Source organism: Marinobacterium rhizophilum DSM 18822 (assembly GCF_000378045.1).
In the GTDB taxonomy this organism is placed as follows: Bacteria; Pseudomonadota; Gammaproteobacteria; order Pseudomonadales; family Balneatricaceae; genus Marinobacterium_A; species Marinobacterium_A rhizophilum.
Map to the genome: position 1 here is coordinate 49,303 of NZ_KB899100.1, position 13,462 is coordinate 62,764.

The 13,462-nt window shown below is 60.1% G+C and carries 10 protein-coding genes; 5 read left to right on the forward strand and 5 right to left on the reverse strand.

What is annotated here, in order from left to right; all coding sequences use genetic code 11:
• Positions 1-72: 72 nt before the first annotated feature.
• Complete coding sequence (radA, locus tag F451_RS0113785; protein WP_020681966.1) at positions 73-1,446, reverse strand: DNA repair protein RadA; 1,374 nt, start codon at positions 1,444-1,446, stop codon at positions 73-75.
• A gap of 149 nt (positions 1,447-1,595) precedes the next feature.
• Between radA and F451_RS0113790 the strand changes: the two genes are divergently transcribed.
• The gene (locus F451_RS0113790; RefSeq protein ID WP_020681967.1) at positions 1,596-2,867 is read left to right on the forward strand and encodes an O-acetylhomoserine aminocarboxypropyltransferase/cysteine synthase family protein; all 1,272 of its coding nucleotides are present in this window, start codon (positions 1,596-1,598) and stop codon (positions 2,865-2,867) included.
• Positions 2,868-2,937: 70 nt separating this feature from the next.
• Here the strand turns inward: F451_RS0113790 and can are convergent, their stop codons facing one another.
• A complete protein-coding gene (gene can / locus F451_RS0113795) occupies positions 2,938-3,600 on the reverse strand; it encodes a carbonate dehydratase (protein WP_020681968.1) in 663 nt (220 codons plus the stop codon).
• A 46-nt stretch (positions 3,601-3,646) separates the two neighbouring features.
• Positions 3,647-4,711: a uroporphyrinogen decarboxylase gene (gene hemE, locus F451_RS0113800; RefSeq protein ID WP_020681969.1), complete on the reverse strand. Its 1,065-nt coding sequence runs from the start codon at positions 4,709-4,711 to the stop codon at positions 3,647-3,649.
• Positions 4,712-4,940: 229 nt separating this feature from the next.
• Between hemE and F451_RS0113805 the strand changes: the two genes are divergently transcribed.
• From F451_RS0113805 to putP, 4 genes are all read left to right on the forward strand, one after another.
• Positions 4,941-5,711, forward strand: a complete 771-nt coding sequence (locus F451_RS0113805) for a helix-turn-helix domain-containing protein (RefSeq protein WP_020681970.1) — start codon at positions 4,941-4,943, stop codon at positions 5,709-5,711.
• A gap of 230 nt (positions 5,712-5,941) precedes the next feature.
• Positions 5,942-9,052 (forward strand): bifunctional proline dehydrogenase/L-glutamate gamma-semialdehyde dehydrogenase PutA, encoded by a 3,111-nt coding sequence (gene putA / locus F451_RS0113810; protein ID WP_020681971.1) that lies wholly within the window; start codon positions 5,942-5,944, stop codon positions 9,050-9,052.
• Between the two features lie 29 nt (positions 9,053-9,081).
• Positions 9,082-9,786: a hypothetical protein gene (locus F451_RS0113815; protein ID WP_020681972.1), complete on the forward strand. Its 705-nt coding sequence runs from the start codon at positions 9,082-9,084 to the stop codon at positions 9,784-9,786.
• Positions 9,787-9,886: 100 nt separating this feature from the next.
• On the forward strand, positions 9,887-11,377 hold the full coding sequence (gene putP, locus F451_RS0113820; RefSeq protein ID WP_020681973.1) for a sodium/proline symporter PutP: 1,491 nt from the start codon (positions 9,887-9,889) through the stop codon (positions 11,375-11,377).
• Between the two features lie 187 nt (positions 11,378-11,564).
• On the opposite strand, the gene F451_RS0113825 is transcribed toward putP, so the two are convergent.
• A complete protein-coding gene (locus tag F451_RS0113825; RefSeq protein WP_020681974.1) occupies positions 11,565-11,762 on the reverse strand; it encodes a DUF2061 domain-containing protein in 198 nt (65 codons plus the stop codon).
• A 200-nt stretch (positions 11,763-11,962) separates the two neighbouring features.
• On the reverse strand, positions 11,963-13,396 hold the full coding sequence (locus tag F451_RS0113830) for an FAD-dependent oxidoreductase (RefSeq protein WP_020681975.1): 1,434 nt from the start codon (positions 13,394-13,396) through the stop codon (positions 11,963-11,965).
• Positions 13,397-13,462: the final 66 nt, after the last annotated feature.

Consider the following 13,462-nt stretch of genomic DNA (forward strand, 5'->3'; position numbering starts at 1 on the left):
GCCCGGACATGCGTCCGGGCAACAAAAAACCGGCCGTTCAAGGCCGGTTTTTTTTATGCAGGCAACCTGTGTTCAGAGCGCATCCAGCGCTTCCGACAGGCGCGTCACGCCGATGACTTCCATACCCTGGGGTGGCGATTTGGGCACATTGGCCTTGGGCACAATGGCCCGCTTGAAGCCGTGCTTGGCCGCTTCACGGATACGCTCCTGGCCGTTGGGCACCGGGCGAATTTCGCCGGACAACCCCACTTCGCCGAAGGTCATCAGCCCTGCCGGCAAGGGCCGGTCGCGATAGCTCGACACCACCGACAGCAGCAGCGCCAGGTCGGCGCCGGTTTCCAGCACCTTGACGCCCCCCACCACGTTGACAAAGACATCCTGATCGCCGGTCTGCAGCCCACCGTGACGGTGCAGCACCGCCAGCAGCATGGCCAGGCGATTGTGTTCAAGCCCCACCGCAACCCGGCGCGGGTTGGCCATATGGCTCTGATCCACCAGCGCCTGGATTTCCACCAGCAGCGGCCGGGTGCCTTCCCATACCACCATCACCACGCTGCCGGGGCTCGGTTCGTCCGAGCGGCTCAGAAAAATCGAACTGGGGTTGCGCACCTCGCGCAGGCCATTTTCCAGCATGGCGAACACGCCCAGCTCATTCACGGCACCAAAGCGGTTCTTGTGTGACCTCAGGGTGCGAAACCGACTGTCGGATGAGCCTTCGAGCTGCAAGGAGCAGTCGATCATGTGTTCCAGCACCTTGGGGCCCGCCAGACTGCCGTCCTTGGTGACATGCCCCACCAGCAGCAACACGGTGCCGGTCTGCTTGGCGTAGCGCGTCAGGTACGCGGCGGCTTCTCTCACCTGGGCCACCGACCCCGGCGCCGACTGCACATCCGCGATATGCATCACCTGTATCGAGTCGATGACCATCAGCTTGGGCTGGTGCTGCTGCGCAATCTGGCAGATCGTCTCGACCGAGGTTTCGGACAGCATTTTCAAGTGTCCGGCCTCCAGCCCGAGGCGCTGGGCGCGCATGGCCACCTGCTGCAGAGATTCCTCACCGGTAACGTACAGCGCAGGCTTCTGTGCTGCCAGGTGACACATGACCTGCAGCAGCAGGGTACTCTTGCCCGCCCCCGGATGACCGCCGATCAGGATGGCGGATCCCGGTACCAGCCCGCCGCCGAGCACTCTGTCCAGCTCATCGGTACCGGTGGAAAACCGTGGCATCTCGCCCAGATTCACCTCAGACAGGCTGACCACCTTGCCACCGCTGTCACTGGCGCCGGTATAGCCTTCAAAACGGGCCGAGCGCGCAGCAGTACCCGCCGCCGCCAGACGGACTTCGGTCAGGGTGTTCCAGCTGCCACAGGCACCGCACTGGCCCTGCCACTTGGTGTAATCCGCGCCGCAGTCATTGCAGACGTAGGCTGTCTTGGCCTTGGCCATGGTGAAATCCTCTGAGACGGCTATCCGTGCGGGCATTCTAACCGTTGCCGGGCGCCACGCCCAAGGCTACATCGATAAGGGTTTCAATACGGCCTGAAGCAGCTACACTCCGTATCCATTAGCAGCCCACAATAAAAGGAATAAAAGCAATGAAACTGGAAACAATCGCGGTGCATGGTGGCTATACGCCAGACCCGACAACCCGCGCAGTCGCCGTTCCCATTTACCAGACCGCCGCCTATGCATTTGACAATGCCCAGCATGGCGCCGACCTGTTTGACCTCAAAGTGCCGGGCAACATCTATACCCGCATCATGAACCCCACCAACGACGTGCTCGAAAAGCGCGCCGCCGAACTTGAGGGCGGTATTGCAGCCCTGGCGGTGGCCTCCGGCATGGCAGCGATCACCTATAGCATTCAGACCCTGGCGGAAACCGGCGACAACATCATCTCCACCAGCGAACTCTATGGCGGCACCTACAACCTGTTTGCCCATACGTTGCCACGCCAGGGTATCAAGGTTAACTTCGTCAACAAGGACGACTTTGCCGGCATTGAGCGCCTGATTGACGAGCGCACACGCGCCCTGTTTTGCGAGAGCGTCGGCAACCCGTCCGGCAGCATCGCCGACATAGAGAAACTGGCCGAAGTCGCCCACCGTCACGGTATCCCGCTGATTGTGGACAACACAGTGGCCACTCCGCTGTTGTGGCGCCCCATTGAGCAGGGCGCCGATATCGTGGTGCAGTCCGCCACCAAGTACATCGGTGGCCATGGCAACTCCATTGGCGGCCTTGTTATCGACAGCGGCAATTTCCCCTGGGCTGATCACAAGGCGCGATTCCCGTTACTCAACGAGGCGGATCCGTCCTACCACGGCGTGGTCTACACCGAAGCCTTTGGCCCGGCCGCCTTTATCGGTCGCTGTCGAGTGGTGCCGCTGCGCAACATGGGAGCGGCGCTGTCACCGATGAATGCCTTCCTGTTGCTGCAGGGCATCGAAACCCTCGCGCTGCGCATGGAGCGCATCTGTGACAACGCACTGAAAGTCGCCCACTTTCTGGAAGGACACAAGGCAGTGGAATGGGTGAGCTACGCCGCGCTGGAAAGCCACAAGGATTATGCCCTGGCGCGCAAATACATGAACGGCAAAGCTTCAGGCATTCTCAGTTTCGGCCTGCACAGCGGGCGCGAAGGCACTCGTCGATTCTACGATGCGCTGAACATTTTCATTCGACTGGTCAATATCGGTGACTGCCGCTCCCTGGCGTCCATACCGGCGGAAACTACCCACCGCCAGCTCAACGATGCAGAGCTCAAGTCTGCCGGTGTAGCACCGGAAACCGTGCGTCTGTCGATAGGGATTGAACACATTGATGACCTGCTGGCTGACCTGGAACAGGCGCTGAGCGAGGTCTGAGAAGATACGACGAGCGGCCCGGCCGGGCCGCTCGTCTCTGGCTTTCAAGCGTACGAACGAAGGCCCGACGTCAGTCAGCTTTCTTGGCGGCGATTGCTTCCACTGCCTGCTGCTGCAGCGCATCGATCTCGTCGGCACTGCTGACGCAGAAATTCAGGTCCCGCAGTTCACCATTGTCCAGACCATACACCCAGGCATGTATGCACAGCTCCTGGCCGTTGCTCCAGGCTTCCTGCACCATGGTGGTGTTACAGACGTTGTAGGCCTGCTCAATCACGTTGAGTTCGCACAGGCGGTCTAGCTTGAACACCTCGTTGTCGCTCCACTGATCAAGAATATCGCGGTACTTGAAGTAGACATCGCGCACATGGCGCAGCCAGTTGTCGATCAGCCCCAGCTGGGTCGGCTCCAGCGATGCCTTGACGCCGCCACAGCCGTAGTGACCCACCACCATGACATGCTTCACCTTGAGCACCCGTACTGCGTACTGCAGTACCGACAGGCAGTTCATGTCAGTGTGAATCACCAAGTTGGACACGTTGCGATGCACGAACACATCACCCGGCAACAGGCCGATGATTTCGTTGGCCGGCACCCGGCTGTCGGAACAGCCGATCCACAGATATTCCGGCGCCTGCTGTTTGGCCAGGGTCGGAAAGAAGTCCGGATTCTGCCGGGATATGCGTTCCGACCAGGCGCGGTTCTGTTCGAACAGTTGCTGCAATTGTTTCATGAACGGCTCCTGTCACATCAGGGAAATGATTGGGTTGGGCTTCGAATCAGGCGTGAAAGCGGGCACTGAGCTCATGCACGGCATCCACAAAAACGCGGGCCTTGTCCGGATCGGCAAACTGATGGATGCCATGCCCCAGGTTGAAGACATGGCCGGTACCCGGACCAAAGCCTTCCAGTATGGTTTCGACTTCAGCCCGAATCCGGGCCGCCGGCGCATAGAGTACCGAGGGATCCATATTGCCCTGCAGTGCCACGCGATCACCGACGCGACGACGCGCATCGTGGATATCGCAGGTCCAGTCCAGACCCAGCGCATCGGCACCGGCATCGGCAATCGACTCAAGCCACTGGCCACCATTCTTGGTGAACAGAATCACTGGTACGCGGCGACCTTCATGCTCGCGCAGCAGGCCGGCACAGATTTTCTGCATGTAATTCAGGGAGAACTCGCGGTACATCGGGCCGCTGAGCACGCCGCCCCAGGTGTCGAAAATCTGCACTGCCTGGGCGCCGGCCAGTATCTGCTCATTAAGGTAATTGGTGACCGACTGCGCCAGCTTGTCGAGCAGTGCATGCAGCACCTCGGGTGTGCTGTACATCATCTGCTTGATATGGCGGAAGTCCTTGCTCGAGCCGCCCTCAACCATATAGGTCGCCAGGGTCCAGGGGCTGCCGGAAAAGCCAATCAGGGGCACACGGCCACCGAGGGCGCCGCGAATCTCGCGCACCGCCGCCATGACGTAATCAAGATCAGACGCCGCATTCGGCACCGGCAGCGCAGCCACATCGGCTTCAGTGCGGATCACCTTGCGAAAACGCGGCCCTTCGCCGGTCTCGAAGTACAGCCCCAGACCCATGGCGTCCGGGATGGTGAGGATATCGGAGAACAGGATCGCCGCATCCAGATCGAAACGTTCCAGCGGCTGCAGCGTTACTTCGCAGGCCAGCTCGCGGTTCTTGCACAGGCTCAGGAAATCACCGGCGTGCGCCCGGCTGGCACGGTATTCAGGCAGGTAACGCCCGGCCTGGCGCATCATCCATACCGGCGTTACGTCTACCGGTTCGCGCATCAGCGCTCGCAAAAAACGGTCGTTCTTCAATTCAGCCATCGGGATCAGCCATCAGTTAGCGGTCAAAATAATCGCGCCATTTTAGCGCCTTCCGATAAAAAATGCGCACCCAAGTGTTCTCCCCGCCCACAGACCCGCACCAACCCTCTGTACGCAAAGCCACAGTGGTGTTGTTAGGCTGCAGTCACCGGTATACTGGGACGATTCTTGCCCCTTCAGGCAATCCCGGCGCGTCACTCATCCAGAGACTACCCCGAAACACACCAGCATGGTCAAAGCCGCAGATATTCTCACCCTGCCCGACAGTGCCCACAGTCACGATCATGGTTACCACCAGCTGGTACTCGGACTCGAGGGCCAGACGGCCTTTGAGCTCGAAGGCCTGGGGCAGCGCGTCAGCCCGGGAATGGGCTGCGTGGTGCCTTCGTCCATTGACCATGCATTCTGCGGCATTGGCAACAACAGCATCCTGGTGATCAACCTGGCCAGCAATCAAAGTGTCTCGCGCGAGGAGCGCGAACGCATGAACAGGCTGTTCGACCAGGCGGCCTATTTCGACATGAACAGCCATCTGCAGGTACTGGCCAACGCCGTCAGCCGGGAAATTCGGCAGTACCCCAACGACCCCTTGCTGGCACGTGCCTGCAGCAACATGGTGCTCTGCACCCTTGGCAATCATCTCGCAACCCCGACGCCATCCCGCAAACCGGGGCTGCTGGACCTGGACCTGATCAACGAATACATTCAGCTCAACATGCAGCGCAAGATCAGCGTGGCTCACCTGGCCGGCGTCGCCTGCCTGAGCAGCAGCCAATTCCACGAGCTATTCAAACGCCAGGCCGGCATGACACCGCACCAGTTCCTGCTGATCAAACGCCTTACGGCGGCTCGCACTTTGCTGGAACAGGGCTACTCTGTATCCCATGCAACCGAACAGTGCGGCTTTGCCAATCAAAGCGCGTTCACCCATGCGTTCCGGCGCCATTTCGGCGAAACTCCGGCACGTTACCGCCAGCAAGCGGCCTTTCAGACATCCTGAGACCGGACTTTTCGACAAAAACTCCGGAGCATCCGGTAAGACGTTACACCCACTTGTCACTAAAGTGTCATTAATTGCCGATGCACTCGGCACGGCTCGTTATCGCCAGGGAGGCGAAACTCCGGACTCCCAGGTGTGTGCTTCTGAGCCAGCCCCCGCGCTGACCTATCCACAGGCCCCCGAAAACCGCAGCCCGTCCTGCCTTTGAACAGGACTGTGAGGTACCGATCATGTTCAAGGCCATTGATGTTCTAAACCCGGACTTCATCACGCGCACGCCCGCCGATCTCTGGACAGAAATATCGCCACTCTATTCGGTCGATGAAGCCACCTGGTTGCAGCAACTGCTGCCACTGGCCAAGCCTGCACAGAAGGAGCTGGAGGAAACCACCCTCGGTGCCACCCGCCTGATTGAACAGGTACGCGCCGATGACGCCGCGATCCACATGATTGACGCCCTGCTGCTGGAATACAGCCTGGATACTCGCGAGGGGATTCTGCTGATGTGTCTGGCAGAAGCGCTGATGCGCATTCCCGATGCCGACACCGCCGACGCCCTGATCCGCGACAAACTCAGCGTCGCCGACTGGAAAAAGCACCTCAAGAATTCCGACTCCCTGTTCGTCAATGCATCCACCTGGGGCCTGTTGCTGACCGGCAAGGTCGTCACCATGGATGAAAAGGACGACGGCACACCGGCCAACGTCATCAACCGTCTGGTCAACCGCTTCTCCGAGCCTGTCATCCGCAAGGCCATGTACCAGGCCATGAAAATCATGGGCCACCAGTTCGTGCTCGGGCGCAATATCGGCGAAGCGCTCAAGCGCGGTCGCAAGTACCGGGACCTGGGCTACACCTATTCCTTTGACATGCTGGGCGAAGCCGCCCTGACTGAGCGGGATGCCGACAAATACTTCGCCGACTACCTGCGTGCAGTCGAGTCCGTGGGCGGCGATACCTATGACGATGGCAAGGCCTCCAGACCGACCATTTCCATCAAGCTTTCGGCATTGCACCCGCGTTACGAGGCCGGACAGCACGATCGGGTCATGACCGAACTGTACGCCCGCGTGCTGCAGCTGATCAGCAAGGCGCGCACGCTCAATGTCGGCATTACCATCGATGCCGAAGAGGCGGACCGCCTGGAACTTTCCCTCGAATTGTTCGAAAAGCTGTACCGGGATCCTGCCTGTACCGGCTGGGGCAACTTTGGTCTGGTGGTGCAGGCATACTCCAAGCGCGCGCTGGCGGTGCTTGCCTGGCTGGCCAGCCTGGCGGGCGCACAGGGCGACCGCATTCCGGTGCGACTGGTGAAAGGCGCCTACTGGGATGCCGAAATCAAGCTGTGCCAGCAACGCGGCCTCAACGGTTACCCCGTCTATACCCGCAAGGAAGCCACAGATACCGCTTACCTGGCCTGCGCCCGCTTTCTGTTGAGCGACCCGGTACGCGGCAAGATTTTCCCGCAGTTCGCCAGCCACAACGCCCACACGGTGGCGTCTGTTCTGACCATGGCCCAGCATAACGATTTTGAGTTCCAGCGGCTGCACGGCATGGGTGACGCGCTCTACAACCGGGTACTGAAAAATCACCCGGTGAGCGTTCGCATCTATGCCCCGGTCGGCAGCCACAAGGATTTGCTGCCCTACCTGGTACGCCGCCTGCTGGAAAACGGCGCCAACAGTTCCTTCGTCCACCGCCTGGTTGATGCTCGCCACCCCATTGCCGACCTGGTACACCACCCGGTGGAAACGCTGACAAGCCGCGCGTCCCTTGCCAACCCGCATATTCCGCTACCGCGCGATCTATACGGTGATGAGCGGCGCAACTCGTTCAGCCCGAATATTGAAATCGACAGCCAGTGGGCACCCTTCAAACAGGCGGTCGACGGCTTCATGCAACAGCAGTGGCACGGCGGTCCGATCATCAACGCCAGACAGCACCTGAGCGAAAATGTGCATCCCGTACTGGCACCGCAGAACCATGCTGTGCGCGTCGGCGAAATGCACTGGGCCAGCGCCCAGCACGTGAGCGAAGCACTCGACCTGCTGAGCGACGGCTTTGTCAGCTGGAACGCAACCCCGGTCGATGAACGCGCTGCGTGCCTGGAACGCCTGGCCGACCTGCTGGAAGCCCACCTGGCAGAACTGGTTGCACTCTGTCATCTGGAGGCGGGCAAAACCATTCAGGACAGCATCGACGAAGTCCGTGAAGCCGTGGACTTCTGCCGCTACTACGCCGTGCAGGCCCGCAACGGCCTGGGCCAGCCGCTGCTGGGTACCGCCTTTAACGGCAAAGAACGCCAGTACCGCCTTGATGGGCGCGGGGTTTTCGTCTGCATCAGCCCATGGAATTTCCCGCTGGCCATCTTCCTGGGCCAGGTCAGCGCCGCTTTGGTGGCCGGCAACAGCGTTATCGCCAAACCCGCCGAGCAGACCAGTCTGATCGCATGCCGTGCCGTAGAACTGGCCTTGCAGGCCGGCATTCCGGCTGACGCCATCGCGCTGCTGCCGGGCGATGGCGCCAGCGTCGGTGCCCCCCTGACCCGTGATCCGCGCATTGCCGGTGTCGCTTTCACCGGCTCCACCGAAACCGCGCAGCTGATCAACCGGTCCCTGGCGCAGCGCGACGCCGAAATCGTGCCGCTGATCGCCGAAACCGGTGGTCAGAACGCCATGATTATCGATTCCACCTCCCTGCCCGAACAGGTGGTACGCGACGTGGTGCACTCCGCATTCGCTTCCGCCGGACAGCGCTGCTCGGCGCTGCGTGTACTCTATGTGCAGGAAGATGTGGCAGATCGCATTATCGACATGCTGCGCGGCGCCATGGCACAGCAGGTCCTTGGCGACCCCAGCCTGCACAGCACCGATATCGGCCCGGTTATCGATCGCAAGGCGCAGCAGGGCCTGCAGGCCCACATCGAGAAGCTCAAGGCCAGCGCCCAGCTGATTGGCCAGACGCCGCTGCCTGAGAACGCGGCCAAGGGCACCTTTGTCGCCCCGACAGCTTTCGAGATCAGCGATATTGCGGTACTGGAACGTGAACAGTTCGGCCCCATATTGCACGTCGTGCGATACAAGGCCGCTGAACTGGACAAGGTGATCGACGCCATCAACGCCACCGGCTACGGCCTGACACTGGGCGTCCACAGCCGCAACGAAGAAACCACCCGGCACATTGCCCGTCGCGTTCGCGTTGGCAACATCTACATTAACCGCGACCAGATTGGTGCCGTTGTGGGTGTACAGCCCTTTGGCGGCCAGGGCCTGTCAGGTACCGGTCCCAAAGCCGGCGGTCCGCGCTACCTGCCGCGCTTCACGCGCGAAGTTGCGCTCTGAGCCCTCGATTCGCGATAGGAGTAATCCGCATGATCAAACAGACTCAACTCGCCCAGGCCGCCCAATCCGCACTGAGCGCCTGGGAAGGCTGGAACGGGCTCGGCGTTGCCGGACGCGCACAATTGCTGCAGCACTTCATCGCCCAGCTTGACCACGAAACAGCCGCAATGGCCCAGTGGCAGATCAGCCAGGCACTGCAGCGGCTCGATGCCCCGCTCGAAATGCAGGGCCCCACCGGCGAATCCAACCTGCTGTCGACCAGCGGACGCGGACTCTTCATCATTGCCGGCGACCAGCAGGCCAGCAAGATAGCCATGGTCGGCCAGCTGGTTGCCGCGCTGATCAGTGGTAACGTCGTCCTGCTGGCACCCCATGCCAGCCAGACCGGCTTCTGCCGTGACCTGCTGCGCCAGCTGGTTGCCGGCAGCTGCCCGGCCGCCGCGGCACAGCTACTGGAAGGCGCGGACTCGGTGCTGGAATTGAGCCAGTGTCCCTCCCTCGCGGGCATCGCCTGCGTGTGTGATGACGTCACCGCCCGGGAACTGAACCGCCAGCTCTGCAGCCGTGATGGTGTGCTGGTACAGCTGATCGCCGAGACCGATAGCCACCGGTTACCGCTCATTGGCAGTGAACAATACCTGTACCGCTTTATTACCGAGCAGGTCTGCACCACCAACACCACCGCGGTGGGCGGCAACGCTACCCTGCTGGAACTGGGCGGCCTGAACGAATAATCGCAGAGACGCTCTGCACCCTTGACCCATCTTCGACCCAACGAAGGCTACAAGAACAACGCTGCCTGTTTAAGGCGACCTATCACAGAGGCGCAACCTTATGATTGCAAACAATGCCGCGATTATCGGCACTTTTATTGTTTACCTGATAATGATGCTGGCGATCGGGCTGTACGCCTATAAACGCACATCCAACTCGGCTGACTACTTCCTCGGCGGGCGCTCTCTGGGGCCCTGGCCTGCTGCGCTCTCGGCCGGCGCCTCCGACATGAGCGGCTGGCTGCTGCTGGGCCTGCCCGGCTACGCCTTCGCCTCCGGCCTGGAAGCCGTTTGGCTCGGCGGCGGCCTGCTGCTGGGCACGTATCTGAACTGGCTACTGGTGGCAAAGCGCCTGCGTACCTACAGCTTTGAAGCCAACGACGCGCTGACCCTGCCGGAATTCTTCTCCAACCGGTTTGAAGATAACAGCAACATGATCCAGGTGATCTCGGCCTTCTTCATCCTGCTGTTTTTCCTGTTCTACACCAGCTCCGGCCTCGTGGCCGGTGGCAAACTGTTCGAAACCGTGTTCGGGCTGGATTACAGCATCGCGGTTATTGTCGGCACCGTGGCCGTCGTTTCCTATACGCTTTTCGGAGGCTACCTCGCCGTTTGCTGGACCGACCTGGTTCAGGGTCTGCTGATGGCCGCCGCATTGGTGGTCGTCCCGGTTGTCGCCATGCAGGCTGATGGCGGCATCACCGAACTGTTTACCGTACTGGAAACCAAGAACCCCGAACTGCTCACCATCTGGAACGACTCCACTGGCACGCCGCTGACCTGGATTGCCATAGTGTCACTGGCAGCCTGGGGCCTGGGCTACTTCGGCCAGCCGCACATACTGGCCCGCTTTGCAGGTATTCGTGACAATGCCGCAGTCCCGGCGGCACGGCGCATTGCAGTCATCTGGTCAGGTCTGGCCATGGCCGGTGCCTTCCTGGTCGGGCTGGCCGGTATCGTCCATGTCGACAGCAGCATGGGCGGCAGCCTCGGTGATGGCGAAACCATCTTCATGGTACTGGTCAATGCGATGTTCCACCCCATTGTCGCCGGCATTCTGCTGGCAGCTATCCTCGCAGCTATCATGAGTACTGCCGACTCCCAGCTGCTGGTGTCGTCCTCTGCCCTGGCGGAAGATTTTTACCGCAACCTGCTGCGCAAGAATGCCAGCCAGCAGGAAATCGTCATGGTCGGTCGCGTGGCCGTTATTGCCTTGTCGATTGTCGCTCTGATGCTCGCGATGAATCCGGACAGCACGGTGCTGGGGCTGGTGTCCTATGCCTGGGCGGGCTTTGGCGCCGCTTTTGGCCCGACCCTGATTCTGGCACTGTACTGGAAGCGCATGAACCGCGCGGGCGCCCTGGCCGGCATTCTGGTGGGTGGTATTACCGTGGTGATCTGGAAACAGATGTCCGGCGGAATCTACGACCTGTATGAAATCGTCCCGGGCATCATATTTGCCACCCTGGCGATCATCATCGCATCACTGGTTACCAGCGCTCCGTCTGCGTCGGTCCAGACCCGCTTCGACGCTTACAGCAGCAAGCTGTAACTTTGAGGACCGCCGCGCGCTCAGGCGTGCGGCACTCGGCACGACGGGATCGCACAATCCCGGTCAATGCCGGTTAATCTCACTCTTTTTGCAAGCAGCCTTCGGGCTGCTTTTTTTGTCCGCCGGTTTGCGCAAGCCCAGTTCGGCGACACGCATCGACCTGCCATCAATCAAGCATGCGCGATTCCTATGCGGCGACAACGTCGGCGCCAGCCCCGCCTCGCCGGCGATTCCAGAATTTCTCGTGAAAAAAGAACGCCACACTGTTTACCGCCGGCTCTACAAGCGCAAGGGTGCCGCCGATTAACATATCCCCCGTCAGCAACCAGGCCACCACGAAGGCAATGCTGAAATGCATCATCGCAAAACTCAGTGTTTTTAACATGCTCACCTCCATCCGCTCGGGTCATTCGACACAGGGCGAATAATAGGCGCCATCATTCAATTTATTAAATCAATTGATCGAATGAACATGTTAGTCAAATACTATTTAAGCAGAAGGCAACAATGCAGGCACCGGACGGGGCAGTGTCCAGAGCACAAAAAAACCGCCCGAAGGCGGCTTTTCTTTAGCGCGGTATCACATCAGACTTCGAGGTAGTCCAGGATGCCCTCGGCCGCGTCGCGACCTTCAGCGATGGCCGTAACGACCAGGTCGGAGCCACGTACCATATCACCACCGGCAAACACTTTTACATTGCTGGTCTGGAACGGGAAACGACCCTCGATCTTCGGCTTCTGATCGGCCTGTACACGGCCGTCTTCATGCAGCTCGATACCGAAGTCAGCCAGCCAGGGTGCCGGGCTAGGACGGAAACCAAAGGCAACCTGCACCGCATCGGCTTCAAGCACTTCTTCGGAACCCGGTACCACTTCGGCACGACGGCGACCATTCTGGTCCGGCTCACCCATACGGGTTGTCACCAGCTTGACGCCCACAACCCGACCCTCTTCACCGACGATCTCCACCGGCTGACGGTTGAACAGGAACTGCACGCCTTCTTCCTTGGCATTTTCAACTTCGCGACGCGAACCCGGCATGTTGGCTTCGTCACGGCGATAGGCACAGGTGACGCTCCGGGCGCCCTGGCGAATCGAGGTCCGGTTGCAGTCCATGGCCGTGTCACCACCGCCGAGTACCACAACGCGCTTGCCGGCCATGTCGATGTATTCCGACGGATCCTTCTCAAATCCCAGACAGTGATTCACGTTGGAGATCAGGAACGGCAGCGCATCGAATACACCCTCAAGTTCCTCACCCGGGAACCCACCTTTCATATAGGTGTAGGTACCCATGCCAAGGAAGACAGCATCGTATTCCTCGATCAACTGCTGCATCGTGATGTCGGTGCCGACATTGGTATTGAGGCGGAACTCGACACCCATTTCCTTGAACATGCGACGACGACGCTTCATCACGTCTTTCTCGAGCTTGAACTCGGGAATACCGAAGGTCAGCAAACCGCCAATTTCAGGATTGCGGTCGAATACCACCGGCGTTACGCCGTTGCGCACCAGGATATCGGCACAGCCCAGACCCGCTGGGCCGGCCCCGATAATGGCAACTTTCTTGTCGGTGCGAACGACCTTGGACATATCCGGTTTCCAGCCCATCGCGAAAGCCGTATCGGTGATGTACTTCTCGACCGACCCGATCGTCACGGCACCAAAGCCATCGTTAAGGGTACAGGCTCCCTCGCACAGACGGTCCTGCGGGCAAACGCGGCCGCAGACTTCAGGCAGCGAGTTGGTCTGATGACTCAGCTCGGCCGCTTCCAGAATGTTGCCTTCCGAGATTAGCTTGAGCCAGTTCGGAATATGGTTGTGTACCGGGCATTTCCAGGAACAATAAGGATTGCCGCAATCCAGGCAGCGATGTGACTGGTCTGCCACGTCTTCTGCCTTGAACGGTTCATAGATTTCGGCAAATTCGCCCTTGCGGACCTCAGCACTGATTTTACCCGGCCCTTCACGGGACACATCGAGGAACTGGAAATCGTTACTCAGACGGTTAGACATAGTCCCCACCTCTTCTTGGGCACCCGCCAGCGGCAGGTACTCGTTAATCTGTCATCAAAGAATCGC

Coding starts and splice junctions, on each gene's coding strand:
- F451_RS0113805 (WP_020681970.1), top strand. CDS start 4,941: ATGGTCAAAGCCGCAGATATTCTCACCCTGCCCGACAGTGCCCACAGT.
- F451_RS0113815 (WP_020681972.1), top strand. CDS start 9,082: ATGATCAAACAGACTCAACTCGCCCAGGCCGCCCAATCCGCACTGAGC.
- putA (WP_020681971.1), top strand. CDS start 5,942: ATGTTCAAGGCCATTGATGTTCTAAACCCGGACTTCATCACGCGCACG.
- F451_RS0113830 (WP_020681975.1), bottom strand. CDS start 13,396: ATGTCTAACCGTCTGAGTAACGATTTCCAGTTCCTCGATGTGTCCCGT.
- can (WP_020681968.1), bottom strand. CDS start 3,600: ATGAAACAATTGCAGCAACTGTTCGAACAGAACCGCGCCTGGTCGGAA.
- hemE (WP_020681969.1), bottom strand. CDS start 4,711: ATGGCTGAATTGAAGAACGACCGTTTTTTGCGAGCGCTGATGCGCGAA.
- putP (WP_020681973.1), top strand. CDS start 9,887: ATGATTGCAAACAATGCCGCGATTATCGGCACTTTTATTGTTTACCTG.
- F451_RS0113825 (WP_020681974.1), bottom strand. CDS start 11,762: ATGTTAAAAACACTGAGTTTTGCGATGATGCATTTCAGCATTGCCTTC.
- F451_RS0113790 (WP_020681967.1), top strand. CDS start 1,596: ATGAAACTGGAAACAATCGCGGTGCATGGTGGCTATACGCCAGACCCG.
- radA (WP_020681966.1), bottom strand. CDS start 1,446: ATGGCCAAGGCCAAGACAGCCTACGTCTGCAATGACTGCGGCGCGGAT.